The organism is Vibrio aestuarianus (genome assembly GCF_028858425.1).
GTDB lineage: Bacteria > Pseudomonadota > Gammaproteobacteria > Enterobacterales > Vibrionaceae > Vibrio > Vibrio aestuarianus.
Genome location: NZ_JAKNYQ010000001.1, coordinates 398,883 through 424,768, shown reverse-complemented (window position 1 = coordinate 424,768; position 25,886 = coordinate 398,883). Strand labels below are relative to the sequence as shown.

General features: G+C 43.4%; 25 protein-coding genes. 15 read left to right on the top strand and 10 right to left on the bottom strand.

What is annotated here, in order from left to right; all coding sequences use genetic code 11:
- Positions 1–88 precede the first annotated feature (88 nt).
- Genes slmA through lpxM form a run of 3 tightly spaced genes read left to right on the top strand, consistent with a single transcriptional unit; the run spans position 89 to position 2,628 of the window.
- Positions 89–679, top strand: coding sequence for a nucleoid occlusion factor SlmA (slmA, locus tag MCT08_RS02090; protein WP_053309714.1), 591 nt, complete (start codon positions 89–91; stop codon positions 677–679).
- A gap of 23 nt (positions 680–702) precedes the next feature.
- Positions 703–1,650 (top strand): Kdo(2)-lipid IV(A) acyltransferase, encoded by a 948-nt coding sequence (locus MCT08_RS02085; protein WP_168524729.1) that lies wholly within the window; start codon positions 703–705, stop codon positions 1,648–1,650.
- A 21-nt stretch (positions 1,651–1,671) separates the two neighbouring features.
- Entirely contained in the window at positions 1,672–2,628 is a 957-nt protein-coding gene (lpxM, locus tag MCT08_RS02080; RefSeq protein ID WP_274677777.1) for a lauroyl-Kdo(2)-lipid IV(A) myristoyltransferase, read from the top strand.
- A gap of 110 nt (positions 2,629–2,738) precedes the next feature.
- Here the strand turns inward: lpxM and pyrE are convergent, their stop codons facing one another.
- Positions 2,739–3,380 carry an orotate phosphoribosyltransferase gene (pyrE, locus tag MCT08_RS02075; protein ID WP_176246614.1) on the bottom strand — a complete coding sequence of 214 codons (642 nt, stop codon included), beginning with the start codon at positions 3,378–3,380 and terminating at the stop codon, positions 2,739–2,741.
- Positions 3,381–3,607: 227 nt separating this feature from the next.
- The gene (rph, locus tag MCT08_RS02070) at positions 3,608–4,324 is read right to left on the bottom strand and encodes a ribonuclease PH (RefSeq protein ID WP_053309718.1); all 717 of its coding nucleotides are present in this window, start codon (positions 4,322–4,324) and stop codon (positions 3,608–3,610) included.
- A gap of 169 nt (positions 4,325–4,493) precedes the next feature.
- On the opposite strand from rph, the gene MCT08_RS02065 reads away from it, so the two are divergent.
- Positions 4,494–5,360, top strand: coding sequence for a YicC/YloC family endoribonuclease (locus MCT08_RS02065; RefSeq protein WP_053309719.1), 867 nt, complete (start codon positions 4,494–4,496; stop codon positions 5,358–5,360).
- A 104-nt stretch (positions 5,361–5,464) separates the two neighbouring features.
- On the opposite strand, the gene MCT08_RS02060 is transcribed toward MCT08_RS02065, so the two are convergent.
- Both MCT08_RS02060 and MCT08_RS02055 read right to left on the bottom strand, forming a co-directional pair.
- The gene (locus MCT08_RS02060; protein ID WP_274677776.1) at positions 5,465–8,605 is read right to left on the bottom strand and encodes a DEAD/DEAH box helicase; all 3,141 of its coding nucleotides are present in this window, start codon (positions 8,603–8,605) and stop codon (positions 5,465–5,467) included.
- Positions 8,606–8,615: 10 nt separating this feature from the next.
- Positions 8,616–8,900, bottom strand: a complete 285-nt coding sequence (locus MCT08_RS02055) for an HVO_A0114 family putative DNA-binding protein (RefSeq protein ID WP_274674890.1) — start codon at positions 8,898–8,900, stop codon at positions 8,616–8,618.
- A gap of 156 nt (positions 8,901–9,056) precedes the next feature.
- Here MCT08_RS02055 and MCT08_RS02050 point away from each other — a divergent pair, with 156 nt between their 5' ends.
- Positions 9,057–10,370, top strand: coding sequence for an ATP-binding protein (locus tag MCT08_RS02050; protein ID WP_274677775.1), 1,314 nt, complete (start codon positions 9,057–9,059; stop codon positions 10,368–10,370).
- A 145-nt stretch (positions 10,371–10,515) separates the two neighbouring features.
- Here the strand turns inward: MCT08_RS02050 and MCT08_RS02045 are convergent, their stop codons facing one another.
- The 4 genes from MCT08_RS02045 to MCT08_RS02030 form a co-directional block, all read right to left on the bottom strand.
- Positions 10,516–10,863 carry a hypothetical protein gene (locus MCT08_RS02045; protein WP_274677774.1) on the bottom strand — a complete coding sequence of 116 codons (348 nt, stop codon included), beginning with the start codon at positions 10,861–10,863 and terminating at the stop codon, positions 10,516–10,518.
- Between the two features lie 64 nt (positions 10,864–10,927).
- The gene (locus MCT08_RS02040; RefSeq protein WP_274677773.1) at positions 10,928–11,632 is read right to left on the bottom strand and encodes a hypothetical protein; all 705 of its coding nucleotides are present in this window, start codon (positions 11,630–11,632) and stop codon (positions 10,928–10,930) included.
- A 10-nt stretch (positions 11,633–11,642) separates the two neighbouring features.
- The gene (locus MCT08_RS02035; RefSeq protein ID WP_274677772.1) at positions 11,643–12,647 is read right to left on the bottom strand and encodes a YecA family protein; all 1,005 of its coding nucleotides are present in this window, start codon (positions 12,645–12,647) and stop codon (positions 11,643–11,645) included.
- A gap of 147 nt (positions 12,648–12,794) precedes the next feature.
- The gene (locus tag MCT08_RS02030; protein ID WP_071233025.1) at positions 12,795–13,463 is read right to left on the bottom strand and encodes a response regulator transcription factor; all 669 of its coding nucleotides are present in this window, start codon (positions 13,461–13,463) and stop codon (positions 12,795–12,797) included.
- Positions 13,464–13,761: 298 nt separating this feature from the next.
- On the opposite strand from MCT08_RS02030, the gene MCT08_RS02025 reads away from it, so the two are divergent.
- The 6 genes from MCT08_RS02025 to MCT08_RS02000 all read left to right on the top strand — a co-directional run bounded on the left by MCT08_RS02025 (position 13,762) and on the right by MCT08_RS02000 (position 19,681).
- The gene (locus MCT08_RS02025) at positions 13,762–14,265 is read left to right on the top strand and encodes a hypothetical protein (RefSeq protein ID WP_053309726.1); all 504 of its coding nucleotides are present in this window, start codon (positions 13,762–13,764) and stop codon (positions 14,263–14,265) included.
- A gap of 86 nt (positions 14,266–14,351) precedes the next feature.
- Positions 14,352–14,846 (top strand): hypothetical protein, encoded by a 495-nt coding sequence (locus tag MCT08_RS02020; protein ID WP_261916373.1) that lies wholly within the window; start codon positions 14,352–14,354, stop codon positions 14,844–14,846.
- Positions 14,847–14,906: 60 nt separating this feature from the next.
- Positions 14,907–15,620, top strand: a complete 714-nt coding sequence (locus MCT08_RS02015) for a fimbrial biogenesis chaperone (RefSeq protein WP_420883294.1) — start codon at positions 14,907–14,909, stop codon at positions 15,618–15,620.
- Positions 15,621–15,706: 86 nt separating this feature from the next.
- Positions 15,707–16,339 carry a molecular chaperone gene (locus tag MCT08_RS02010; RefSeq protein ID WP_274677771.1) on the top strand — a complete coding sequence of 211 codons (633 nt, stop codon included), beginning with the start codon at positions 15,707–15,709 and terminating at the stop codon, positions 16,337–16,339.
- On the top strand, positions 16,336–18,804 hold the full coding sequence (locus tag MCT08_RS02005) for a fimbria/pilus outer membrane usher protein (protein WP_425609318.1): 2,469 nt from the start codon (positions 16,336–16,338) through the stop codon (positions 18,802–18,804). The genes MCT08_RS02010 and MCT08_RS02005 overlap by 4 nt, the downstream gene beginning before the upstream one ends.
- Entirely contained in the window at positions 18,794–19,681 is an 888-nt protein-coding gene (locus MCT08_RS02000; protein ID WP_274677770.1) for a hypothetical protein, read from the top strand. The genes MCT08_RS02005 and MCT08_RS02000 overlap by 11 nt, the downstream gene beginning before the upstream one ends.
- Before the next feature lie 116 nt (positions 19,682–19,797).
- Here the strand turns inward: MCT08_RS02000 and murP are convergent, their stop codons facing one another.
- Entirely contained in the window at positions 19,798–21,249 is a 1,452-nt protein-coding gene (gene murP, locus MCT08_RS01995) for a PTS N-acetylmuramic acid transporter subunit IIBC (RefSeq protein WP_053309730.1), read from the bottom strand.
- A gap of 27 nt (positions 21,250–21,276) precedes the next feature.
- Positions 21,277–22,179, bottom strand: coding sequence for an N-acetylmuramic acid 6-phosphate etherase (gene murQ, locus MCT08_RS01990; protein ID WP_168787091.1), 903 nt, complete (start codon positions 22,177–22,179; stop codon positions 21,277–21,279).
- A 240-nt stretch (positions 22,180–22,419) separates the two neighbouring features.
- Between murQ and MCT08_RS01985 the strand changes: the two genes are divergently transcribed.
- The 4 genes from MCT08_RS01985 (at position 22,420) to MCT08_RS01970 (ending at position 25,883) form a co-directional block, all read left to right on the top strand.
- Complete coding sequence (locus MCT08_RS01985) at positions 22,420–23,268, top strand: SIS domain-containing protein (RefSeq protein ID WP_274673471.1); 849 nt, start codon at positions 22,420–22,422, stop codon at positions 23,266–23,268.
- A gap of 165 nt (positions 23,269–23,433) precedes the next feature.
- Positions 23,434–24,273, top strand: coding sequence for a 5-dehydro-4-deoxy-D-glucuronate isomerase (gene kduI / locus MCT08_RS01980; protein ID WP_274673472.1), 840 nt, complete (start codon positions 23,434–23,436; stop codon positions 24,271–24,273).
- A gap of 43 nt (positions 24,274–24,316) precedes the next feature.
- Complete coding sequence (locus tag MCT08_RS01975) at positions 24,317–25,306, top strand: TRAP transporter substrate-binding protein (protein ID WP_274673473.1); 990 nt, start codon at positions 24,317–24,319, stop codon at positions 25,304–25,306.
- A 52-nt stretch (positions 25,307–25,358) separates the two neighbouring features.
- Positions 25,359–25,883 carry a TRAP transporter small permease gene (locus MCT08_RS01970; RefSeq protein WP_172533467.1) on the top strand — a complete coding sequence of 175 codons (525 nt, stop codon included), beginning with the start codon at positions 25,359–25,361 and terminating at the stop codon, positions 25,881–25,883.
- Positions 25,884–25,886: the final 3 nt, after the last annotated feature.

The following is a 25,886-nucleotide window of genomic DNA, read 5'->3' as shown; positions in this document are numbered from 1 at the left end:
AGTCCGAAGGCTGTCCGTTAAACTAACTAGCTTAACGAACAATAACTTCGCTGAAAAAAGCACGTGGTAACTAAAAGGAAATCGGGTCATGGCCGTCAATAAAAAAAACAATCGTCGTGAAGAGATTCTGCAAGCTCTTGCTGAAATGCTCGAATCAAGCGAAGGTGCATCTCGTATCACCACGGCAAAACTGGCTAAACAAGTGGGGGTGTCAGAAGCCGCTTTATATCGCCACTTCCCAAGCAAAGCTCGTATGTTTGAGGGCTTGATTGAGTTTATTGAAGAGTCATTAATGTCGCGTATTAATCGCATTTTGGATGAAGAAAAAGATACCCTCAACCGCATTCGCTTAGTACTGCAACTGATCTTAGCCTTTTCAGAACGCAACCCCGGCCTAACACGCATTTTATCTGGCCATGCTTTAATGTTTGAAAACGAGCGGCTGCGCGAGCGCATTAACCAGTTATTTGAACGCATTGAAACCTCACTACGTCAGATACTGCGTGAACGTAAACTGCGTGAAGGAAAGTCATTTCCCGTTGATGAAACCATCTTGGCCGCTCAGCTGCTTGGTCAAGTTGAGGGGAGTTTGAATCGCTTTGTTCGATCTGATTTTAAATATCAACCTACCGCTAACTTTGAAGAATACTGGGCACTGCTTAGTGCTCAAATTCAGTAGCGGTTTAACAACGAAAGAAAGTTATGAGTAAAGAAAAGTACGGTAAACCTGAATTTAGCTTCTCCTTATTACATCCCAAGTACTGGGTTGTGTGGTTTAGTTTTGGCCTGCTTGCGCTGCTAGTGAACGTGCTACCTTATTCTGTTTTACTCAAAATAGGGCGTAAACTTGGTGCGTTGGGCATGCGTTTTGGTAAAAAACGGGTATTCATCGCACAGCGTAATTTGGAACTCGCTTTTCCACAGAAAAACACCGATGAAATCAATCATATCGTTAGTGAAAATTTCAAAAATACTGGCATGGCACTGATTGAAACTGGCATCACTTGGTTTTGGCCGACATGGCGTTTTGCACGAATTTTAGACATCAAAGATGTCGAGGAATTAAAACGTAAACAGGCTGAAAACAAAGGTGTATTGCTGTGCTGCGTACATGCGCTTAACCTAGAAATCACAGCTCGTGCCTTTGGCGTGATTGGTTTACCAGGCTACGGTGCGTATCGTCCTCATAGCAATCCCGCTTATGAATTCATTCAATATCGTGGGCGCACACGCAATGGCAATAAGCTTATTTATCGTACCGATCTAAAACAGATGATCCGCGTTCTAAAACAAGGCGAGCGTCTTTTCTACTTACCTGACCAAGATTATGGCCACAACAAATCGGTATTTGTGCCTTTCTTTGCGGTAGAAGAAGCCTGCACCACAACAGGGACCAGTATTCTTGCTTACACCAGCAAATGTGCCATTGTTCCTGGCTCTGGTTTTAGGAATGCTCAAGGAAAATATGAAATCATCGCCGACAAATCGATTGATGCAGACTACCCTAAAGATGATATGACCGCTGCTGCGGCCTACATGAATAAATACGTGGAAGAGATTATTCTACGTGCGCCAGAACAGTGGATGTGGCTCCATAAGCGTTTCAAATCTTTACCAGATGAAACGTTAACTAACTCTCGCTATTTGTAACTAGAAAAGGTTTTGCTTTCAATGAGCAACAACGAAAACAGCACTGATAAATATCTACACAACCCCACATTCCAATGGTCTTTTTTACACCCAAAGCATTGGGGGACTTGGCTTGGGATTGTCTTTGCCGCCCTGTTCGCTTTCATGCCCCCAGCATGGCGAGATGATTTAGCACGAAAATTATCAACATTTGCAGTACGTAAAAATGGCCGTGTGGTACGCCGAGCTCGAGTCAATCTGGAGAAATGTTTTCCAGAAAAATCCGCGCAAGAACGCCAAGCTATTTTGGAAGAAACGTTTGTCAAAGCAGCACAATACATGCTCGGTTATTCGGAGTTTTTAGTACGCTCAACCAAACACAACCAAAAACGCGGCATCATGATTGGTGAAGAAAACTTATTGCCATTGTTAGATGCTGGCGAGAACGTGATTATTCTCGCGCCTCACGCTTGGGCGGTTGATTACCCTGCCGTAATGCTCGCGGCAAAAGGTTACAAAGTAACAACCATCATGAAGCCACAGCGCAACCCTATTGGTGACTGGTTAATGCACGTCCAACGCATGCAATATGGTGGTCGTATTTTTGCGCGTGATGCTGGAGTCAAGCCGTTTGTACGTTCAATTAAAGATGGTTATCTGGGCTACTGGCTACCCGATGAAGATTTTGGCGCAGCCAACTCTGTATTCGTCCCTTTCTTTGCCACCGAAAAGGCGACCTTAAAAGGCTTTGGTAAAATGGCACGCTTATCAAAAGCGAAAGTGGTGCCTATTTTACCCGCGTACAATGACAAAACCCGTAAGTATGAGGTGCATATTCTCCCTGCCTTAGAAAACTTCCCTACTGGTGACGAAGAACAAGATGCACGTGCGATGAATAAAGCGATCGAAGATTTAGTCACACCACGCCCTGAACAATACATGTGGAATTTATGGCTATTGAAAACACAACGGGATGGCTCAAAAGTTTACGATAACTGACATTATGAAGCGATAGAATAAGTAAACTAACAACAAATAAGCCCCGAGCGACAAACTCGGGGCTTTCATTTTTCAATAAGTTGCTCTGCGATTAGCGAATAATTTAATACTTAAATTCCGTACTGCGCACGATACGCTTTTACTGCGTCAAGGTGCGCGGCATCCGTACCTTTCTCTTCAAGGTAAGTCACAAGATCAGTCAAGCTTACAATCGATATAATCGCGCAACCAAAATCACGCTCTACTTCTTGAATGGCAGAAAGCTCACCTTTGCCTTTTTCTTGGCGGTCAATAGCCACCAAGACACCAGCAAGATCGGCACCGTTAGCTTGAATGATTTCCATTGACTCACGAATAGCAGTACCAGCAGTGATCACATCATCCACCAGCATAATACGCCCTTCTAATGCGCTACCCACTAAGTTACCGCCTTCACCGTGATCTTTCGCTTCTTTACGGTTAAAACAATATGGCGTATCAACATCATGATGATCAGCTAACGCCACTGCGGTAGTGGTCGCAATTGGGATCCCTTTGTACGCAGGGCCAAATAGCACATCAAACTCAATAGCAGAGTCAACCAACGCGGCGGCGTAAAAACGCCCTAAACGCGCCAAATCACGCCCAGTATTAAACAAGCCAGCGTTAAAGAAATAAGGGCTTTTACGACCTGACTTCAAAGTAAACTCGCCAAACTTCAACACTTCTTTCTCTAGTGCAAATTCAATAAATTCACGCTGGTACGCTTTCATGTTCTTCCTCTAAATTAATTTACTTTCCAGTTCCTAACTTCCGCCACATCAGGAAGCTAATAATGATGAATTTTCTAAATAGATAGCGCTACAACAAGGCAGCAAGGTTTTTCAGCCCTATGAGCATAGGGGACCTATGTGATTAGGGGGAAAAATTGCAGCTAACGTAGGTGTAGTGTTATATATGACGAAAATAAAAAAATAGCCCCCAAATTGGGAGCTATAAACTATTCTGCCAGAGCCGCTTTCTGCGCCTCAACAATATCGGCAATGCCTTTCTTGGCAACGGCGAGTAAGTCCATCAGCTCTTCGTGGCTAAAGGGTTCGCCTTCTGCGGTACCTTGAATTTCGATCATCTTGCCGTTTTCTGTCATCACCACATTCATGTCAGTATCGGCGGCTGAATCTTCCACGTACTCCAAATCACATAAGATGTTTTCACCCAAGATACCAACCGATACAGCAGCAACATGACCTTTCATTGGGTTCTTCTTCAATTTACCTTTTGCTACCAAATGAGCAAAAGCGTCAGCCATTGCTACACTTGCGCCAGTGATTGAAGCGGTACGCGTACCGCCATCGGCTTGGATAACGTCACAGTCTACGGTGATCATCACTTCAGGCATGGCTTCCAAATCAACCACAGCACGTAGGCTACGAGCAATAAGACGTTGGATTTCCATAGTACGTCCACCTTGCTTACCATTCGCGGCTTCACGACGAGTACGTGAATGTGTTGCACGTGGCAACATGCCGTATTCAGCCGTAACCCAACCTTTACCCTGACCTTTTAGCCAGCGAGGAACCCCTTCTTCAACAGTGGCATTACACAACACTTTGGTATTGCCGAACTCAACCAATACTGAACCTTCAGCATAAGCGGTATAGTTGCGAGTAATTTTAATTGGGCGAACTTGATCTGCAGCGCGGTCGTTTGGACGCATAGTGCATCTACCTTTTATCGGGTGAGACGGAATCGATTGGGGCAAGATTATATAGGATTACGCGCCATGGTGCTAGATTAGCGTCTGTCGTGAACCTAGTACCTAAGAGCAGCTAGTGCTAACATATCTACCGTTTGATATTTCATCTTCGTCAGCAAAGGACAAATCAATGATTTACAGTATGACCGCGTACGCGCGCAAAGAAGTTAAAGGTGACTGGGGCACTGCGGTATGGGAAATTCGCTCGGTAAACCAACGTTATCTTGAAACCTACTTCCGCCTACCGGAACAATTTCGTGGTCTTGAGCCTGTGCTACGCGAGCGTTTTCGTAAACGTTTAGCGCGCGGTAAAGTGGAATGTCACTTACGTTATGAAGCCAACCCTGCCGCTAAAAGTGAGTTGAATATCAACGAAGCGCTAGCCAACCAAGTAATCAAAGCGGCCAATCAGGTCATGCATCTAACTGGTGAATTAAGCCGTATTAACCCGTTCCAAATCATGCAGTGGCCGGGTGTAATGGAAACGCCAGAACAAGATATGGACACCATTAATAAAGAATTATTAGCGGCTTTTGATGAAGCGGTGGCTGAATTTATTGATGCTCGTGGCCGTGAAGGCGACAACATGAAAGCCTTGATTGAACAACGCCTTGATGCAATCAGCGATGAAGTGGTAAAAGTACGCGCGCGCATGCCAGAAATTCTACAATGGCAACGTGAGCGCCTATTTACCAAGTTTGAAGAAGCGAAAATTGAACTTGATGCCACGCGCGTTGAGCAAGAGCTTATTCTACTTGCGCAAAAATCAGATGTAGCTGAAGAGCTAGACCGCTTAGATTCTCACGTCAAAGAAGCGCGTAATGTGATGAAAAAAGGTGGCGCATGTGGCCGTAAACTCGACTTTATGATGCAAGAATTCAACCGTGAATCAAACACACTAGCATCAAAGTCAATCAGCACCGACATCACTGCCTCCGGCGTCGAGCTTAAGGTTCTGATTGAACAAATGCGCGAGCAGATCCAAAACATCGAATAGTTTCTTGGCTGTCACGTCAGAACAATTATTGCTGCAAAGCTATTTAAAAAGGGTCTCGACCCTTTTTTCTTACTTGTTTTTCATCACCCGTATTACGGCTCAACTTAGCCCATTGCAAGTTTAGCCGCCTGTTGCCACATAAAATGCGGCATAGGCTCTTTTAACTGCCAAGTAATGCTCATTGGTTGTGAGCCTGTATGCGATACGTATTCCACTTCACCATAATTCACGAAACCCATAGTGCGGCCGTATTCATCTTTACTTTGCTCACGCACAAATAAAAATAGACGCTTACCCATTTTTTGATGCTGGATGTATTCTAAACCGCGCCCCTTGTCTGGCCTTGCACTATTTTGCGACTGCCAATGAAAGAGATGCTCATTAATCGCGTAATCGTGATACATAGTAGTGGGTGAAAACTGCTTTTCATTTTTGTCCAAGGTGACAAACATCAGTTCAATATTTTGATCTTTCAGCACAAACACACCTTCGCGTGCTGGCGGCTGGCGCTCAAACGTGGTCGCACCAAATGCCACCAATATTTGCTCACGCGCATAACGTGCATGCAACATTAATGAAACCTCTGGCAAAGCTTGCATTATTGTTTGTTCATGCTTGGTTTGAGCAAGTTGCCAATTAACAACATCCAGTAACTCTGCTTTTAACTCGCAAGCATTCAGTTTCGCTAAGCTTTGATCAATGGAATCGAATCCACATTCAGGCCCCGTTTTCTGCCAAAAATCGTAATGACACATCAAGGCATAACGTTGACTAGAATTTTCAACAATAAAGTTATTTTGGCAAAGCAGTTTTAAGAAGCTCAAATAGGCATGATCATCACAGGTCAAAATTCGGTTATGAATGGCCTTTCTAAGCATTTTCAGCAGATCTTCATCAGCTGAATTTTCGTTGATTTCATCCTTAGCTTGCTGAACCAGCTGCGACCAACTCCCTCGCTTATAAAGCTCATTCAAGTCGATGTGAGGATTTAAGGTTAAGAAATTCGACAATGTTAACGGTAGTGTGGAATGCTGAGGATATTGGCGGATCATCGCGACTAGGCGCTTCAACGTTAATGAGGCTTGACGAATATTGCTCAGTACCATTTCTTGCGTGCGCTTACTCAGCTCAATACGACAACCCAGTGGAGCGTGAGGGAACCCTTGTTTTATTTCTTCGCTGATCGCGCGATGACTTTTACCGACTAAGGCTCTAAATTTATTGGCAAAGTCATACTCTGGACGGGAATTACCAACAAAATCGAGTACTGTGCAGCACTCTTTACCATCCGCTAAACGCAAACCTCGGCCAAGCTGTTGCAAGAAAATGGTGAGGCTTTCTGTCGGTCGTAAAAACAGCAAGGTATCCACTTCAGGAATATCGACACCTTCGTTGAAAATATCGACAACACAAAGCACGTTAATGCTGCCAGAACGTATGGCTTGCTGCTTTTGTTGCCGCTCGTGGCTGTTATCACTGGTCAACACATCCGCTTTAATGCCTTTTAATAAGAGTTGCTGTGTCATGTAAGTCGCATGTTCTTTGCTCACACAAAAGGCCAATGCTTTCATTTTGCCTATATCAGTGATGATCTCCTGCATACTCAGCAAAATCTTGTCAAAGCGGACTTGGTTGTGGGTATAAAGATTGGTTAACTGAGCGATGTCATAGCGACCACGACTCCAAGGAATGGTTCGAAGGTCGGTATCATCATCAATTCCAAAATACTGAAATGGGCAAAGGTGACGACGATTAATCGCTTCCGGCAAACGGATCTCTGCGGCAATCACACCACCAAAGTCCGCTAAAATATCACCGCCATCATGACGCTCTGGTGTTGCAGTCAAGCCGAGCAATATATTGGGGGAAAAATGGCCCAGCAGTGCGCGATAGCTAGTCGCAGCAATATGATGCACCTCATCAATCACAATGTAGTCATAATAGTCAGCGGTTAGATTAAGCTGATCCAGCTGATTGTTCATGGTTTGGATAGAAACAAACAACTGGCGATAGTGCTCTGGGGTATGCCCGCCCACCCAAAGCTCACCAAAAGCACCGTTACGCAACACCCCACGGTACGCCGCTCTGGCTTGCTTTAAGATTTCTTCTCGGTGAGCGACAAACAGGAACTTAGCTTGCGGCTTGTCTTTTACAAAACGCGAAAAATCAAAGGCTGAGATCAGGGTTTTTCCGGTGCCGGTTGCCGCTACGACTAAATTGCGAAAGCGCTGGTGAACACTGCGCTCAACGGCCAGTTGTTCCAAAATGTCACTTTGGTGAGGAAACGGCAATATATCAAAGAAGTGCGTTGGACTGGCCTCAACATCTCCGCGCTGCTGGTTCAAGGCTTTTTTGAGTTTTTCACTGCTTGTTGCATCGCCACTAAAGTGTTCAAAATCATGAGAAGCCCAATAGGTTTCAAAGGTGCTCAATGATTTATTGATAATGTGTGGGATTTCTTGCGAAGTAATTTTTAAATTCCACTCTAAGCCATTGGTTAACGCTGAATGGGAAAGATTGGAAGAGCCGATATAACCAGTGTGATAACCCGTGTTGCGTAAAAATAGATAGCTCTTTGCATGTAAACGTTCCCGCTCTGTGTTGTAACTCAGCTTCACTTCGGTATTGGGTAAACTCGCCAAATACTCAACCGCTTTCGCGTCAGTCGCACCCATATATGAGGTAGTAATAATTTTTAGCTCGCGGCCGCTACCAGTAAACTCTTCTAACTCTTTGCGAAAAATTCGTATCCCTGCCCACTTAATAAATGACACTAACCAGTAAATTTTATCCGCGGATAAAATCTCGCGCTTCAATTCAGATTCAAGTGACAATCCCGCATTGCTGCCACAAAACAACTCACTTTGGCTTAAGCCAGTGAGAGGAAAAATGTCGTTAATATAGTTTTTTAAATCAGCTGCGACAGGATTTTCTAATTCGTATAGCGCGGTCAGAATTTTGCATTGACTAGCAAGTAAGTTATCTTCAATAAAATCGTTCTCTTGAATTTGTGTTTTTAGCCAGAGTAACAATTGGTTGGATAAAGCAATCTGCTGTTGTAGGCGATCATCGCTGGCGGGTACAGACTCTATGGCATACTCAAGAATGTGTGAGAGGAAACGAGATAACCACGTAGATGCTTCACTGCTATTGAGCTCACGTTCGCCGACATAGAATCGCTCTCGGTCAATTCGACTCTCGATAAGCTGCGTTATGAGCTGCTCATAAATTCCGACTTGTTGCATACTGTCCCTTTTACTCCAATGGCTGAATTAACAGTAACATGGATTGATATTGCAGCTTTACCGCTAATCCATTTGGTGATTTTTCCATTTCAACTAAGTTGTACTTGCCCAATGTTTTCAGTGTTCTCGACACATTACTGACCGCTCGGCCTGTAAGTGTTGCCAGCTCAGTCACTAATTGCAGCTGTTGCTTGTGCAAATCACGCTTAGCCATATCACCAACCCAAGGGACTATATTCCCATTTTGCTCAATATAATTGGATTTATATCCTACTTTTAGGCTTAGTTTGCGCATTGGCCAAGGCGATGATGTGAATCCCTGAATGCCAAAGGCCACCAAATTGCACTTTTATGCGCAGAAAAATGTAAAATTCCACACTTTTATGCGCATAAAAGTGCAATTCGAGTTATAGTATAGGCCGTTAACAATCTTTATTGGCGGGAAATGACTATGCAGCGTAACTTACTCAACGCCTTAATTGCATGGAAAAAACAACCTGTGCGCAAGCCATTATTAATCGATGGCGCAAGACAAACAGGTAAAACCTATCTGCTGCAAGAGTTGTTTGGGAACACCTTTGCCAACATCCTTCGTATCGACTTCCTTGAAAATCCTGCCTACAAAGAGGCGTTTGATGGCTCACTGTCACCTGACGAGCTAGTAATGAACATTGAGTTGTTAACCAACCAAGTGTTCAACCCAGAAACCGACTTGCTGATATTAGATGAAATTGGCGAATGTGAACGTGCTGTTACCTCGCTTAAGTATTTTGCCGAAAAAGCACCGTCCTATTTTGTCGCAGCCAGCGGTTCGAACATTGGTTTGCTCAACACCTTCCCTGTGGGCAAGGTAGAACAATACAATTTACGACCACTGACCTTCCAAGAATTTATTTACGCATCCAACGAGCAAGCACTGATCAAAGCATTTGATAGTCAAGCAAGCACACCGGCGGTGCACACTAAATTGATGGATAAACTAACAGACTACTTTTTTACCGGTGGTATGCCGGAAACCGTTTCTGCTTGGTATCAGTTTAAGGATTCAAGCATTCTAGAGCGTGTTGAAAAAGTCACAAAAATTCATGCCGATTTAGTTGAAGGTTATCGCCGCGATTTTGGTAAGTACGCAGGCAAGGTCGATGCCACACTGATTGAATCTGTGTTTAATAGCATTCCAGCGCAGCTATCACTTGTGAGCGATGAGTCCGTTAAACGCTTTAAATTTAAGCATGTGCATGAGCGGAAATCTCGTTATAGCGACTTTGAAACCGCGATCCATTGGCTTAACTGCTGCCGCTTAGCTTTGCCAAACTACCCTGTTGAAGGATTGCCGAAATCTCCGCTGGCGGCCTATAAAAAAGAAAATATGGTTAAACTGTTTCTGTTTGATGTGGGCCTGCTCAATCATATGCTAGGCAGCAGTTATAAAGATATTAAGCAACAAAACTATGAATACAAAGGCTATGTGGCTGAAAACTTTGTGCAACAAGAGCTCACTGCTATTGGTGTTGACCCAAGCTATTCGTGGAATGACGCCCGCGCCGAAATCGAATTTATTTTGGCAACCGATGAAGGCGATATCGTCCCTGTTGAAGTCAAAAGTGGTAAACGTACAAGAGCAAAATCGTTGGCATCCTACGTTGAAAAATGTACTCCAAGTAAAACCTTTAAGTTAACGGGTACACAAGGCTCTTCAGCGTTAGAACAAACCAATATCGTGATGCCTTTGTATTTCACACAGTATTTACCTCAGAGATGGTAAAAGCGCATTGTCTAGAAGCACTAGGTCTACACAACGTTACTTTATAGGTAATAATCTGTAGACCTTTTGGTAGGCTTACAACCTTTCAATCAACCCTCAATCAGTTTTTTGCTCACGTCATTTGGTCGGCCTATAGCCCCATCGTTTAAAGCAAATCACTCAAGCGATTTAACAGTGCTTTACGGCTATTATTCGCCACAACAAAGCGCTTAAAGCGTTGTTCAAACGCCGCTTTATCAGCTTTGAACTGATAAGCCTCAAACAGCTGATGCAGATAGCGTGATGCCGTATCGTAACCACTGGCGCAAGTTCGATTCGCTTGCTCTTGTGCTTGCTGCCAGAAGCGTTCACGCTGATTGTAGATATCCGTCAACGATTTTTCTTTTTCCGCTTTTTCGATGGCTAATTTTTTGCGAGTTCCTCTGCTTGCTCTTGCTGTAATTGGCTTTGCGCTTGCTCGATGAAAGGGGAAATCAGGTCGAGCGTTAACCAATACAGATAGGCTTCGTCTTTGCTGGCTGGTTCTTTTCGCGTCAGTGCTAAGGCTTGGTGGCGGGTTAGCTGGCCTTGCTCAAACAGCGTGCGTAGTAGCGTATTTTCTCCGCATCCGTGAGATTGTGTAGCCACGCATCAAACTGAAAATGGGGTTGTTTGGCTTGGTGACTTGGTTGTTCCTTCAGTACCATGGCCAGTGCCTTAACCAATGCTAAGGGAATATCATACAGTGCCGCAAAAGCTTGTAATTCCTTACTAAGATGCTGAAAATCGAATTGAATTAAAGGTATTCCGTCAAGTTTTTCATTAAAATCAAGCTTTTTGAGCCACATAAAGTACACAAGACGCCAATTACCTTGGATTAACTCGCTGCGTAAACTGGCTAAACATTGGAAAAAGTCGTCAGCATGTTCATCGTCAAAATATTCGTCATACTCCTCGATGGAAAAAATCAGCAACTGCCACTCATCGCTTTGATGCACATAAAGCCCATCTATTGAAAAGCCGAGTAACACATCTGGAAGCGTTCCAGCTGGTAGCTTGATGTATACATCGATTGAGCCCCAATCAGCATAATAAAAACCGATATCGAAGTATTTTACCATCAACTCAGAAGGCTCAGTCTTTAAGTCACTGTAGGTGTAATACACCTGAAAGGACGTAGCGCTGATCTCGGCACGGCTTGAAATCGATCTGAGCGCTTGACGCGCTTTAGCATCTAAATACCCATCCAAACGCTCGAATTTATAGTATTGATATTCGCTCACGATGACCTTGCTATGTATTTATTGTGAATTGGAAGGTTTGGGTCAGCAACGGTTGGATCTGTACTTTTCTGGCGACCGCTTCACCATTAACGTAGCGTCTTGGATCAATGATAACAAATCCCCAAAACTGTAAAAAACGATCAATAAAGCGCGACTCAATCAAGAGACTTAAATTCTGTTTTGGTGAAAAATAGCCATCCGATGGAAATTCACGCAACAAATCAGGAAATGCGGTTTCCATCTCATCAATCAACTGACCAACATTTCCATGGCCTTGTAAACGCCACAACATAAAGAGCCAGAAGGTTTGTAAATTCACTTCATGATCAAAACCGTCAAAATAGCCCCAATTGTATTGAGTTATCGTGGCTTCTAGCATGGGTTTAAAAAAGACTTGAAGACCATGGACCTGATACTGCTTCTGGGCGGCTTTTTTCACATGATAACGGCCACTGCGACGATAAATGATGCCTGCAATTTCAGCTAAAATACGAGCATAGTGTAGGGCATTAAATTTATCTTCATTGCTACCAGCAAAATCACTGATGCTAATATCACGCTCAAATTGAGAAACAGCAAATTGCGGCAATAAGTCACTGGCCAGTTTGACTAACTTGGCCGGTAAGTTACCTTTACTCGTGGCCTTAAACGATCCCTCGTTTTGCATAGCTTCGTCTAAAATCAGCGCCAAATATCGCATCACAGGGCTAGATGAGAGATCATCTGGCGTGGACATTGTCACCCATTGTAATTCATCAAAAGGCGCATAGAGCCAATTAGCCATTTGCGTAGATGATAAACCACAAAAATCAGAGTGTGAGCAGTTATTACGCTTCTGAACTTTGTATTGCATCACTACATTGAGTTCATCGAGCGATAAATTAGGATTCATCGCAACCATTTGCTCAACATCATCAAAGAGTTCAGCATGCAACTTTGACACTCGGTTCATGCAACAACGTTTGTATTTTTTACCGCTGCCACAAGGACAAGCGTCGTTTCGACCTGGTTTCATTGTTAGTGGTTCTAAGCTAGTTATGTTTGCTATTGCATGATTATACCCACCCGCACAAATAAAACTAAGATCAGCATGCTTGAAAATCACAGCCCTTCATAATGAATCTATTGGCAATAGAAAAGAGTTAACTAAAAAATGAGATATTCATAATTGCACTTCCACGTCACCATGTTGGCGGACAAACCTGATTGCTTCGCGGCGGCAGTTGACGTTGATCTTCTTATACAGTTTATAGATGTGTGTTTTGACCGTGCTCTCAGCAACAAATAATTCATTGGCTATCTGCAGGTTCGAGCGACCACATACTAAACGATCGAGAATTTGCTTTTCACGCTTGGTCAATTCTTCTAAACCGTGTTGAGAAGACAAAGCATAAGGTTTGAGCTGATTGAGCATGCTTGCCATTAACTCACGTGGCAGCCACAAATTTCCATTCGCCACAGACTCCACACATCGAATCAAATGCTCGACCGGAGCATCTTCATAGAGTATGCCTTTTAAACACACCCATGGCGCAATTTCTTCAGTGCACAGATCTAACGGCACATTATAAATCACAAGATTTAGATTTAAGGTCATCGCTGAGAGCAAATGGTTATATAGCTGATCATTAATATAATCATAACCGATAAGAACTACGGCAATTTCATCCACGCTCTCATCTTGGTTAAATCTTTCTATATCCTGATGTTTTATCGAAAATTTATTACATTTACATAGCTCTCTTTGGATAAGCCTAGAATGAATATTTTTCCGTCCTAAGAACAACACCTTCTTTTCAGAATTTCGTTTATCTAATACTTTTCCTTCCATGGTTAGACCTCGGAATTAGTGAGTAGACCTATAAAATTAATTTAGCAACCAAACATAAATAGCAATGCTAATAATGTATATCATGATCGACCTTTTTTCTGTCTCTAAATTGAAACAAGTCACCATCAAATAAAACAAAGACATAACAACATGAAATGTAAGGATTAAATATCAAAATCCAAAGACTGACATACTACTCCACTACTACTTTTTAAATTTACTCATTCTTCTTTAATACTCCACGTTAAATTTCCAGCCTTATAGTTACTGGCATGTTGACAGCAGGTAAGGTTGCATTATGAGGGCTATAACAAAAAGCATTGTTTTTTTTATTATCCCTCTCATGAATTTGGGCGAGCAGGCGCTTGCTGTAAATAGTGAAAATTTATCATTAACGATTTCTGGCCATATAAAAAACCAATGTGAAATGAACTTTAGAACGGGCAATAAAATGGACTTTTCGAATGAGAAGATAAAGTCCCTGCCGTTTGATGTTTATTGCAATCAACCATTAAAGATGTCGATTTATTCCAAAAATGGTGGTTTACGGTTATTACAATCCAGAACAAATTTACTCACTCAATACCAGCTAGATATCGCTATTCATTCAATCGGACTAAATGCATCGCTATCAAGTGAGGATCTGCTGTCGCCAACAGTTATTTACGGTTCAAGTGATATTCCATTTACCACAGAAGGGGTGATGCGAGTAACACTAGATGAAAACCTGCTGTATGCGGGCCATTACGAAGATGTCATTGAAATTGATGTGTATCCCTCAATTCATGACATCAGTAACTAGAAAACCTGCCTAACGGCAGAACAATGCCCTGTTTGGATTGGGGCTATAGCAAGTAACTCTTTCATTAAGTTAAAGGAATCTATCGTATGAAAAAGCTAACAATGTGTGCAGTTGCCGTATCAGCTCTATTTGGAACACAAGTAAACGCTGGTTCTCTTCAATTGACTGGTTTTATTGAGCCTGTCTGTGAAATTACTGACCTATCAAGCCAAGCTCTTAACTTTGGGGCGGTAACTTCTGTGCAAACCGCTCAAGATGATATTACGGTGAAATGTAACGATTCTGATGGTGCAACGATAACATTAACCAGTGTTGAAGGTGGTCTCGAATCAGATGATAACGAAGACTATGCCATCCCTTATACCGCTATCTTAACGCCATCAGTATCAGGTTTAGCACCCATTACCCTTAATGCACCTGGTGGCCCTGGCTTGAACAACGTGAGCGTTAGTGAGTCCTACAGCGGTTCAACAAGCTTAGCTACTGGGGTTTCAGCAACGCTATCGATTACTACAACCGCCACGGCGTTGTGGGCTGGTGGCTACTCAGACACGCTAACCGTTCAAATTACAGCGCAATAATAAAACAGCAGTAGTGATGGGAGGCGCTAGCCTCCCATTTGTAATCAAGGAGTGGTTCATATGTTCATAGCCAAATATCTCGGTTTGTTTGCATTATTGATAATGAGCTCTGTCGCTAACGCTTATAAAGTACAGCCGATGGTTGCCGAAATTACCCCGATTGGTAAGGGGTCACAAATGACAATGCGGATTGATAACACTAGCCAACAACCTTTGACAGTCGAGTTTATTCCGCTGTCGATGTCGATGGATGAGATGGGTAATGAGACCACCAAACCGGCAGACGATGACCTGCTAGTGATTCCAGTTACCGCGATAATCCCTCCTGGACGGTCCCAATCGGTGATGGTGCGCTATCTTGGTAACCCCTCTATTTCACAATCACAATCTTATCGGATTGCGGTAAAGCAAGTAAAAGTGGAACGAGCTGACACCGACGAAACGGCTAGCATCGGTGTGCTGATGCAGTTTAATACCTTGCTCAATGTCAGACCTAAAAATACTAACCCTGCAATGAAAGTTGAGCGAGTCGAGCAGAAAGATGGCAAGTGGTTAGTTGAAATAACCAATGATGGTAAGAGTTACGGCCGCCTATCCAAAACAAATTGGCGAATCACCGATCACAATCAATCCCTCTTCCTACCAGGTAGCGATATTAGTAAGTTTCTTGCTGGTACGCTCATTTTACCAAAATCAAAACGCATCTTCGTGATGCAACCACCAGAAGGCTTTGACGCACAATCAACATCGATTGAAATTGAAAACATTGACTGAATGAGGCATGAATGATGAAAGCGTGCTTACGGTTTTTTTGGACGTGTATTGTTTGTATCTTCAGTGCTTCATCGCAAGCGATTATCATGTCACCAACGGTACTAGAGATGGATACGCAAAGCGGCGGCATGGCGCAAGTGGTTGTCACCAACAACAGCACCCAAAAAGTACCGCTTGAAACTAGCCTACGTCGCCTTATTTTTCAGCCTGATGGTGGATTTATTTCACAACAAATTGAAGACGGCTCGTTACTATTTTTTCCGTTAGCAACTGTCTTGCAACCGGGTCAATCACAAGTCTTTCGTTTGCAATGGGTAGGCGCTGAACTCACTACATCTGAAAGCTATTTTTTGCGCTTAAGCCAGCCACTATTAGCCTCTGAATTTGCCAGTGATAGTAACGCTCTAACAAGCAACGTTTCTCAACATGACAGTGGCATTTCCGTACAAGTGAACTATAACGCTCTCGTACACATTTTTTCTAATAATCAGAACGCAAAGGTCAGCCTGCATGTCAGTGAAGATGGCTCCGTCACCTTGAAAAACAGTGGCAATCGTTATACCTACACAGAGCTATTGCACTTTTTTAATACTGAAAATCGTTGGCAAACAACACTTAATAAAGCGTTAGGTGAACATTTCATTCCACCGATGTCATCGATAGTGATTACTCCAGTTCAACCCATTCCGGCTGGGGATTACCGTGGAATAGTGCAATGAAAACGGCACGAGGTGGTATTTATTGGCTGATATTATTCGGGCTATGCAGCCAAATGGTTTGGGCGCAAGAAAAAGTCGTCAAATTGAACCCGACAGGGCGAGATATTGAGTTAGTATCGCTGTTGAAAGTGAGTGATGGTGTTATCGGTGAGGCGCAAATCACCATCACCGCTGATGATGACATTTTACTGCCCAAAGCCAGTACCCTAGCGCTTTTAGCTACCCTAGTTTCAGAGCAAGCCATTAATACCCTCAGTGAAGCCAGTCGTGGCGATATGCTTTCTCAGCAAGATTTTCGTGCCGCAGGTCTTGACTTAAATTTCGATTTTTCCAGCTTGGAATGTGTCATTATCGTCCCACCGGAACAACTGTTAACTCAACAACTTTCGCTATCATCATCTCAAATAAATGCCAGTAAGCTCAGCCCAGCTTTTGTCAGTGGTTACCTCAATATCAGCTTATCAGGCATGCAAAGCCAAGCTGTTGATAACGATGATTCACAACGCGAGACACTCTATAGCCACCGCTTTGATGCGGCGTTAAATATTGGCCCAGCCAATATAGAGTACGAATCAACCTATGAACACGCCAGTGATGAATCAGCCATTTATGCGCGACAAGGAACACGCCTCAATGTCGACTTTCCTTCGCAAGGTACGCGATTAGTGATCGGTGATATGTTTAATGCCGGTAAGAACTTACAAGACAGCGTGGATATTTTAGGTGTTGGCATTACCCGCGATTTCACCTTAATCCCGACCAGAAATGTTCGTCCTAAAGCGACACAATCTTTTACCTTACTGCGCACATCTAACGTCGATGTCGTGATTGACGGTGTCATCGTGCAACGCTTAACACTCAGTGCTGGCAGTTACAATTTAAATGACATTCCTTTAGCGCAAGGAAACAATGACATTGAACTTATCATTACTGACTCGACGGGTAAGCAAGAGCGAGTGCAATTCTCCGTTGCGACCGGTAATGACTTACTCAACAGTGGCGAGTTTGAATATAGCTTGGTCGCAGGTGTGCCAAGTGAATTTGACGATAAGCAATTAGATTATGAAACCTCGCAGCATGTAGTGCATGGTTACTTTGATGCCGGTGTTACGCCTTGGCTAACCTTAGGCGTCAATGCACAAAGTCGAGATAAATTATATCAATATGGTGGCTCGTTGCTGTTTGCTAGCCCTATCGGGGTGACTGAATTTATCGCCTCAACGAGCCATCATCCTGATGTGGGCAATGGACACGCATTTCGTGTTGCCTTCGATGCCGAATTTGATGATAGCCATTCGCTCAATGCACAATGGAGCATCATTTATGATTATCAAACCGATAATTTTGTTGGGATTAGAGATCTAGAAATAACCAACACGCCAGTCAATAGTGTGGAACATTACGTATCCATGTTTGGCTCACTCGATATGACTCCGCGCTTACGCGGCGCGATGTCAGCAACGTATAGTTCAGGCTCAGACCAAGATGATAACTATTGGTCTGTCAGCCCAAGTTTATCCGGCCCTCTCTTTGGAACGCCAGCAACCTGGAGTGCTCGCGTTGATTACCGAGATTATCAATACAGTGATGATGAAGTGAATACATCACTAACATTAAGTTGGCCGCTAAGCCAAGCGACTCGCATCGTTGGTCGCTACGATAGCTCGCAAGATAAAACCACCGCAGACATTACTTATCGTGAGGGCGAAGGCAACACAGGTGGCGTGCAAGCTTATGCCACACTCGTCAATGAAAGAGACAGCGATGCCAACCTTGATGCGGGGGTGAATTATACCGCCAACCGCTTTGAAGTGATCGCTGACCACACTACGCGATATCAAGACTTTAACCAAGATCAACGGACGCACAATACACGCCTAGAAGTCTCCAGTGCGATTGCCTTTGCTGGAACCTCTGTTGCGGTCGGTCGCCGAGTGGGCGAAGCATTTGCGGTCATAAAGAAACACAGCAGTTTGGCTGAAAACAAAGTAGCGATTGATCCCGAAAGAAACAGCGAATACGCACGCGTTTATGGTCAATCAAAGCGCAATTTTTTGGTCTCTGATTTGGTCGCCTATAACTCACAACTTGTGGGCTATGATGTGGAAGACCTACCGCCCGGCTATGATCTTGGTGATGGTGCATTCTTACTTAACCCTGGCTACAACCAAGGTTACCAATTGCAAATTGGGTCCGATGCGGTACTGACCGTGATGGGTAATTTGATCGATCGTCAAACCAATCAACCTATCTCTTTGATCGCCGGTGTTGCTCACTATTTAGGTGATGCAGAACAAGAACCAATCGAGTTTTTCACTAACCGTAAAGGACGTTTTGCGGTTTCCGGAATGCGCCCTGGCACCTATCTTCTTGAACTCAATATGAAACAGAAACAATCATTAGAGATCACCATCGAAGAAGGCAGTGATGTGTTGATCTTATTAGGAGATTTGTATGTGGATTAGCCGCTTAATCAATACATGGGCAATGGGCCTATTCGCACTCATTGCCTCTCACTCGCTATACGCTGGCTGCCAAGCAAGCCTTGTCAGTCTTGATGCCATTTCCTCGCAAAATACCTATGACGTTTTCGCCACCGGGCAATCAGCATTGGTACAAAATTACCGACTAAGATCGGATATTCAAGGTGAAGAATGCAGCATAGAGGTCGAACTTGATCTGGATAAAGGTGCTAGCTCTTTACGCAGCACCAATCAGCAGCAAATCCAATTCGAGTGGCAAGGCAGTAATGGCTATCAAAAAGCAGGACGCTGGTATATTACCTTGTCAGAAAGTAAGCCTATCACGACTTTTCAAATCAAGTACCCAGCAAAGCAATGGCTAGATGCTGGTCGCTTTTCTGGTGAGTTAAAGGCAACGCTCAGCGGGACATCGTTGCTACAGAATCAAAGCGAACAAGAACTGTCACTCAATATTGAAGCGGTTGTACTGCCGAGTGCCAAAATCCAGTTTTATGGCTTGTCGCAACAACATTATGACCTTGATATTGGTGAACTGACGGCGAATAAAGTCATACATTCCGCGCCCAAGCTGTGGGTACAAAGTACTGCTAGTTATTCAATTTCGATTGAATCGATGTATCGAGGTGTGATGCGCCACCAATCAGCGGATGCTCAGTGGGATATTGCTTATCAAATGTTGCTTGATAACCAACCGATCGAATTAAGCAAGACATCGTCTCAATGGCATTCCGATCAAGCCACCTCAGGCAGGCCAATTCCAATCACCTTTATTGTCGGTGATACAAACCGTAAACCCGGTGGCATCTATAATGATACTTTATATATCTCGATCGAACCGAACCTAGCACAGCAACCATAATGGGTATTTCAACCAAAACCACTAGAATAAAAAAGCACCTTTAGCGAACCCTTATCGATGAATCATCAAGGTTAACTAAAGGTGCGGCTACTTCACACCTATAGGGGTTGGGTGAATCAGCTTAAATCAACATCTTTACAGCCAAAGAAATAAGTGGCGAGAAAGCCGACAACGTAGGAAATCAAAAGCCCCCCGACAAACACCAACATCCCTGCAAAAATGCCCTGCTCAGATGTCATCAATGGAACCGCAACAATACCCGATGGGCCAAACACCGTATTCAACCCAACCGGTAAACCAAGGTAAGAGACTAAACCAATAAAGAAACCACCCGCAGCACCGCCAATACAGGCAGTAACAAAGGGTTTCACTCGCGGCAAAGTCACACCATAAATTAGCGGCTCACCGATACCCAAAATACCAGGAATAATGGCACCTTTTACCTGAGTGCGTAGCAGCGCATCTTTTTTCGCTTTAAAGTAAAGCGCTAATGACGCACCCACTTGGCCACCACCAGCCATCGCCAGAATAGGAAACAGTGAGTTAAAACCTTGCACATCCATCAACGCAAAATAAACCGGTACAAAACCTTGGTGGATACCAAACACCACCGAAATCAAGAATAGGCCAGATAACAACGCCGCACCAAACGGGTTATCGTTCAGGTTCAGAAACAGCCAGGACATGCCTTTAAAGAGTTCGCCACCAATTGGCATGATCACCAAGAAAGTCACCACCCCCATGATAAGCAAGGTCACCACTGAAGTTAAAATCATATCCAGATCATCTGGCATGTATTGGCGCACTTTACGCTCTACTTGAGCGCCCAAAATAGACGCTAATAAAACACCGATGATGTTGCCACGCGGGTCGATGGTGAACCCAAAGAACTCATTCATACCGGAATAGATACCGGTTGTGGCTTCAGGGTTATAACCAAGCACAAATAAAGAAGCTAAAATCGCACCATTAACCCCCGAACCACCAAACGCTTGCTGCGCGTTATAACCAATCAAGATGCTCAAGAAAGCAAATAGCCCTTTACCAAACACCTTCATATAAGCGATCAAATCAAGCATAAATTGACTTGGTGACTGGTCAATCACAAACATCTGCTCAAGCAATGTGGCAAAACCAAGCAATAAACCAGCAGCAATAAAACCGGGGATCAGCGGGGTAAAAATGGTCGCAAATTTGCTCAGAAAACGTTGAACACCACTGGTTTGCTTACTCTTCATCTGCTTTTTTTGTTCAGAAGCGATGGTCGATAAATCTTGGTTTTCAATATCAATCTCTGCCGCTACCGTTTCACCATTCGCCAGCATCTCATTCATCATTTCCGCTGCCGTTTGCGCTTTACCAGGGCCTAAAATAATTTGTAGCTGTTGGTCACTTTCCACCACACCCATTACACCGGGAATCGCTTTTATGGTCGCTTGATCAGCCAAGGCATTATCATTCAATGTTAAACGTAAGCGCGTCATACAGTTGCCGCACTTGCTAATGTTATTGCTACCGCCCACTGCGCTCAGGAGCTTCACAATCATGCTTGAAGTTATTTTTGCCATGAGGACATCCTTTGGATAAATCCAGTTTTATTGGTCGTTAAGTGCCGCGCGAATAAATCCATTATGCTTAGCGAGTTTTTGTGTCGCTTGCTCAGCATTCATATCGGCAAGAATCATTAAAATGGCGGTTTTGCAATGACGCTGACAAGCATTGAGCGCCTGTTCTGCTTGATCGCTATTACAACCCGTTGCTTCGACAACAATGTTATTTTGACGCTGAATTAATTTGGCATTGGTGGCTTCAACGTCAACCATCAAATTACCAAACACTTTTCCAGAGCGGATCATGGCACCACTGGTCAGCATGTTGAGGATCAGTTTTTGCGCAGTGCCCGCTTTCATACGCGAAGAACCAGTAACTACTTCAGCGCCAACCACGGGGATAATCGCAATGTCGGCTTGTTGTTGCATCGCACATTGTGGGTTACACGCAATAGCCACCACCGTAGCCCCTACCGACTTGGCGTAAGCCATACCACCTAACACGTAAGGTGTACGGCCACTTGCTGCAATACCGACCACTACGTCTTTATCTGTTAGCTGGAGATGTTTCAGGTCGTCCTGCCCAAGCTCTGTATTGTCTTCCGCGTTTTCGACCGCTTTGAGAATCGCCTGATGGCCACCTGCAATTAAACCCACCACCAAATCTGGGTGAGAACCATACGTCGGCGGACATTCACTGGCATCTAAAATACCAAGACGACCAGAAGTGCCCGCACCCATATAAATCAAGCGTCCTCCCGCTTGGAATGCTAATACAATGGCATCTACGGCTTGTGCAACTTGAGGTAACGTTTTCTCTACAGCGAACGCGACTTTTTGATCCTCACGGTTGATCACTTGTAGCATTTCGAGTGTTGGAAGCGTGTCGATATCAGCACTGGCTGAATTGCGGCCTTCTGTGACCAACTGAGTTAAATCAATTTTCATCAAATCTTTCTCTATAGGAATTCGAAACTGAGGCGATTCTATGGAATAAAATATTCCAATTAAGTGACATAAATCACATCAAAGGTTATTCTTTGGGCTGTAAATGAGTGGAATAATGGTCCTTTATCGCGTGACCAAAACAACAGAAATAAAATAAATAAACATTAAATACAGCCACCTAGCTATTGGTTTAATTATTTCCACAGTGGAATAATTTATTCAAAAAATGAGAGGGAAATTATGTCTGTGATGAACAAGCTAATGAGCCGCCGTACGCAACTCTCTAGTAGTGGGTTAAAAATTGCGGATTGGATCATCGCTTATCCAGAAAAAGCCGCCACGGCGACTAGCCAAGCACTGGCTGACCACGCCCAAGTGAGCCAATCTAGTATTGTAAAATTCACTCAAAAAATTGGTTTTAAGGGATATAGCGAATTCAAGTTGGCACTGGCAGAAGAACTCGGCCGCAAGCAAGCGATGCACACCACCCCTTTGCACAGTAATATTTTGGTCGATGACCCCATCGCCGTTATCGCACAAAAACTAGTGCAGGCCAAAACTGACGCCATGTTCCACACCACCAATGCACTTTCATTTAGCCACTTTAACCAAGCCATTCAATGGATAAACCTTGCAAGCCGAGTACAAATAGTGGGGATCGGAGGCTCAGCTCTTACCGCAAAAGATTTAGCCTTCAAGCTGTTAAAGTTAGGCATCACTGCATTAACCGAGCAAGATAGCCACGTTCAAATCGCTACTGCACGTACTCTTTCGGCGCAAGATATCCAAATTGTGATTTCATTTTCTGGAGATAGGAAAGAGATTTTGGTGGCCGCAGAATCGGCTAAAGAGCAGGGTGCAAAGGTCATTGCTCTCACTTCACCGACAAAAAATCGATTACGCGAGCTGGCGGATCTCTCCTTTGATACCATCGCAGACGAAAGCGAACATCGCAGCTCTTCTATCGCTTCGCGTACCGCTCAGAACGTTCTCACCGACCTGATATTTATCACCCTAGTTCAACAAAGAGATGAATCCGCTCGGCAGTTGATTGATGATATTTCATCGGACATTCGGCAGATTTTCTGAAACTATCCTGTCCTTGAGTTGATTGCAAATCGATCAATGTCATGAAAAGAAACGGTGGTTCATAAAAAATAACACCACTGATCACAAATACAATTATTTATATATGAACGATATTGATCGTATTTGAAATGCGGGTAATCTGTTTTCATCATCAAGGAGACAGTTATGTTTATTAATTACAACAACAACCCCATCGACACTAAGCATTATGATACGACACGCTTAAGAGAAGAGTTTCTAACAGAAGAGCTCTTTAAAGAAGAAAGTATCGTCATGGTTTATAGCCACATTGATCGTGTTGTAGCGATGGGAGCTAGCCCTTCAATAAACACCTTGAAACTCAATGATTTTGTTGATGAAAAAGCATTTGGCACCGATTTTTTCTTACAACGCCGTGAATTAGGCATCATCAACCTTGGGGAAAAGGCCGAAGTTCGTTGTAAAAATCAGACTTATGTTCTCAACCATTTAGATGCACTTTATTTAGGTAAAGGAGAAGAGAATATTGAGTTTACATCGCTAGTCGATGGCAAGGTCGCAACGCTATATTGCTTAAGCGCGCCAGCTCACCATCAATATCCTTCAAGAATAATCAAGCGAAATGAAGCGAAACAAGTTGAGCTTGGCACACAACAACAAGCCAATGCTCGCATAATCAACCAATATTTACACCCAGACGTGTTACCAACTTGCCAACTATGCATGGGAGTCACGCACCTACAGACAGGCAGTGTCTGGAATACCATGCCAGCGCACACTCATGAAAGACGCATGGAAGCCTATTTGTATTTCAATATTAAACCAGAACAAGTTGTATTCCACTTTATGGGTGAGCCAAAAGAAACACGCCATATCGTGGTTCGTAACCAACAATTAATTTTGTCTCCAAGCTGGTCAATTCATTCAGGTTGTGGCACGCAAAACTACAGTTTTGTGTGGGGAATGCTAGGAGAAAACCAAACCTTTGACGATATGGATTTCGTTGATATGAACACTATCCGCTAATTCTAATACTTATAAATCTATACCTTACTTTGGAGACATCAAAATGTTTAAAACTAAAACGTTAAAACTTGCCACTATTGCTGCTGTTGTTGGTAGTACTTTAAGTTTTTCATCATTAGTGAGCGCTGCGACTGAAATCAAAGCGGCGTTCAATCAATCAGACAAACACCCACAATATCTCGCCCTAAAAGAATTTGGCCAGAAGCTCAATCAAGAAACAGAAGGTCGCTACAAACTAACAATTTATCCAAATGAATTACTGGGTGATCAGCGTGCAGCACTTGAATTGGTGCAAAATGGAGCAATTCAACTCGCTGTTGTAGCAAACCCATTGGTAGAAAATTACGACAAAACTTTCCGTGTGATTGGTTTGCCGTACATTTACACAGGCCCACAACACCAAGAAAAAGTATTCACATCAGGCGAGCTTGATCCACTCTTCAGCTCTACATCCAAGTTTGGTTTTGAAGTACTGACAGCGTATACCGCTGGTGCACGTAGCATGTACACCAAAAATGGCCCAGTAAGAAACGTTGTTGACATGAAAGGTCAAAAAATTCGCGTTATGCAATCTGACACTATGATTAAAATGCTTTCTTGTATGGGCGGTACCGGTGTACCAATGAGCCAAGGTGAAGTATATACCGCAGTGCAGCAAGGCGTACTCGATGGTGCTGAAAACAATGAAATTACCTATGCCGATCTAAAACAATACGAAGTTGCACCTTACTTCTCAACAACTCGCCACCTAATGGTTCCAGATTTAGTGGTGGCAAGCAGCTACTTCATCTCTAGCATGTCAAAACAAGACCAAGCGACTCTAAAAAAATTGGCTAAAGAGAGTACGGTTGCACAGTTCAGCATGTGGAATCAACAAATTGAAACAGCAAAGAAAACAGCAATGGATAAAGGGGCAACCTTTACTGAAATTGATAACACACCATTCCAAGAAAGCTGTAAGAAACTGCAAGATGACCTAATTGAAACAGCAGAGCAAAAAGCCTTATTCAAAACAATTCAATCAATGCAGTAATACCAGTAATTAAGGCTGGATACTTTCCAGCCTTTTAAGGATTTGATAAGTGATGACCAATAACAATGGCTTTTTTAGTAAAGTCGAAACCCTAAAAAGCTGGGTAGATAAGATTGTTTCTAGCATTTGCATTGCCGTAGTGGGAGCAATGACAATACTGGTGACTTACCAAGTTGTAGCGCGATACTTATTTAATAGCCCCAGCGCAGTCAGTGAAGTGTTATCGCGATACCTCTTCATTTGGTTGATTCTATTCGGCAGTGCTTATGTTTTTGGATTACGCGAGCACATGGCAATCACATTTATTAAAGATAAATTTAGCGAAAAAACCAAAGTATATATCGAAATGTTCACTGAGCTTGCTACGGTGGCTTTTGCTCTATCAATAATGATTTTTGGTGGTTACAGCAGTGCAGTACGTCAAATGTGGCAGCTTGATTCTGCATTACAAATTCCAATGGGCACGATTTACGCAGCCATTCCAATCAGTGGCGGATTAATGGTGTTCTACTTCTTGTACAACGAATTACGTTTATTCAGTCATTTACAACAACTGAACCGTTCAGTCACTCATTAAGAG

Coding starts and splice junctions, on each gene's coding strand:
- MCT08_RS02050 (WP_274677775.1), top strand. CDS start 9,057: ATGCAGCGTAACTTACTCAACGCCTTAATTGCATGGAAAAAACAACCT.
- MCT08_RS02035 (WP_274677772.1), bottom strand. CDS start 12,647: ATGAAACCAGGTCGAAACGACGCTTGTCCTTGTGGCAGCGGTAAAAAA.
- MCT08_RS02085 (WP_168524729.1), top strand. CDS start 703: ATGAGTAAAGAAAAGTACGGTAAACCTGAATTTAGCTTCTCCTTATTA.
- MCT08_RS02005 (WP_425609318.1), top strand. CDS start 16,336: ATGAAAACGGCACGAGGTGGTATTTATTGGCTGATATTATTCGGGCTA.
- MCT08_RS02030 (WP_071233025.1), bottom strand. CDS start 13,463: ATGGAAGGAAAAGTATTAGATAAACGAAATTCTGAAAAGAAGGTGTTG.
- MCT08_RS02015 (WP_420883294.1), top strand. CDS start 14,907: ATGTTCATAGCCAAATATCTCGGTTTGTTTGCATTATTGATAATGAGC.
- MCT08_RS02010 (WP_274677771.1), top strand. CDS start 15,707: ATGTCACCAACGGTACTAGAGATGGATACGCAAAGCGGCGGCATGGCG.
- MCT08_RS02025 (WP_053309726.1), top strand. CDS start 13,762: ATGAGGGCTATAACAAAAAGCATTGTTTTTTTTATTATCCCTCTCATG.
- pyrE (WP_176246614.1), bottom strand. CDS start 3,380: ATGAAAGCGTACCAGCGTGAATTTATTGAATTTGCACTAGAGAAAGAA.
- murP (WP_053309730.1), bottom strand. CDS start 21,249: ATGGCAAAAATAACTTCAAGCATGATTGTGAAGCTCCTGAGCGCAGTG.
- slmA (WP_053309714.1), top strand. CDS start 89: ATGGCCGTCAATAAAAAAAACAATCGTCGTGAAGAGATTCTGCAAGCT.
- MCT08_RS02000 (WP_274677770.1), top strand. CDS start 18,794: ATGTGGATTAGCCGCTTAATCAATACATGGGCAATGGGCCTATTCGCA.
- MCT08_RS01985 (WP_274673471.1), top strand. CDS start 22,420: ATGTCTGTGATGAACAAGCTAATGAGCCGCCGTACGCAACTCTCTAGT.
- MCT08_RS02055 (WP_274674890.1), bottom strand. CDS start 8,900: ATGCGCAAACTAAGCCTAAAAGTAGGATATAAATCCAATTATATTGAG.
- MCT08_RS01975 (WP_274673473.1), top strand. CDS start 24,317: ATGTTTAAAACTAAAACGTTAAAACTTGCCACTATTGCTGCTGTTGTT.
- kduI (WP_274673472.1), top strand. CDS start 23,434: ATGTTTATTAATTACAACAACAACCCCATCGACACTAAGCATTATGAT.
- MCT08_RS02020 (WP_261916373.1), top strand. CDS start 14,352: ATGAAAAAGCTAACAATGTGTGCAGTTGCCGTATCAGCTCTATTTGGA.
- murQ (WP_168787091.1), bottom strand. CDS start 22,179: ATGAAAATTGATTTAACTCAGTTGGTCACAGAAGGCCGCAATTCAGCC.
- MCT08_RS02060 (WP_274677776.1), bottom strand. CDS start 8,605: ATGCAACAAGTCGGAATTTATGAGCAGCTCATAACGCAGCTTATCGAG.
- MCT08_RS01970 (WP_172533467.1), top strand. CDS start 25,359: ATGACCAATAACAATGGCTTTTTTAGTAAAGTCGAAACCCTAAAAAGC.
- MCT08_RS02065 (WP_053309719.1), top strand. CDS start 4,494: ATGATTTACAGTATGACCGCGTACGCGCGCAAAGAAGTTAAAGGTGAC.
- lpxM (WP_274677777.1), top strand. CDS start 1,672: ATGAGCAACAACGAAAACAGCACTGATAAATATCTACACAACCCCACA.
- rph (WP_053309718.1), bottom strand. CDS start 4,324: ATGCGTCCAAACGACCGCGCTGCAGATCAAGTTCGCCCAATTAAAATT.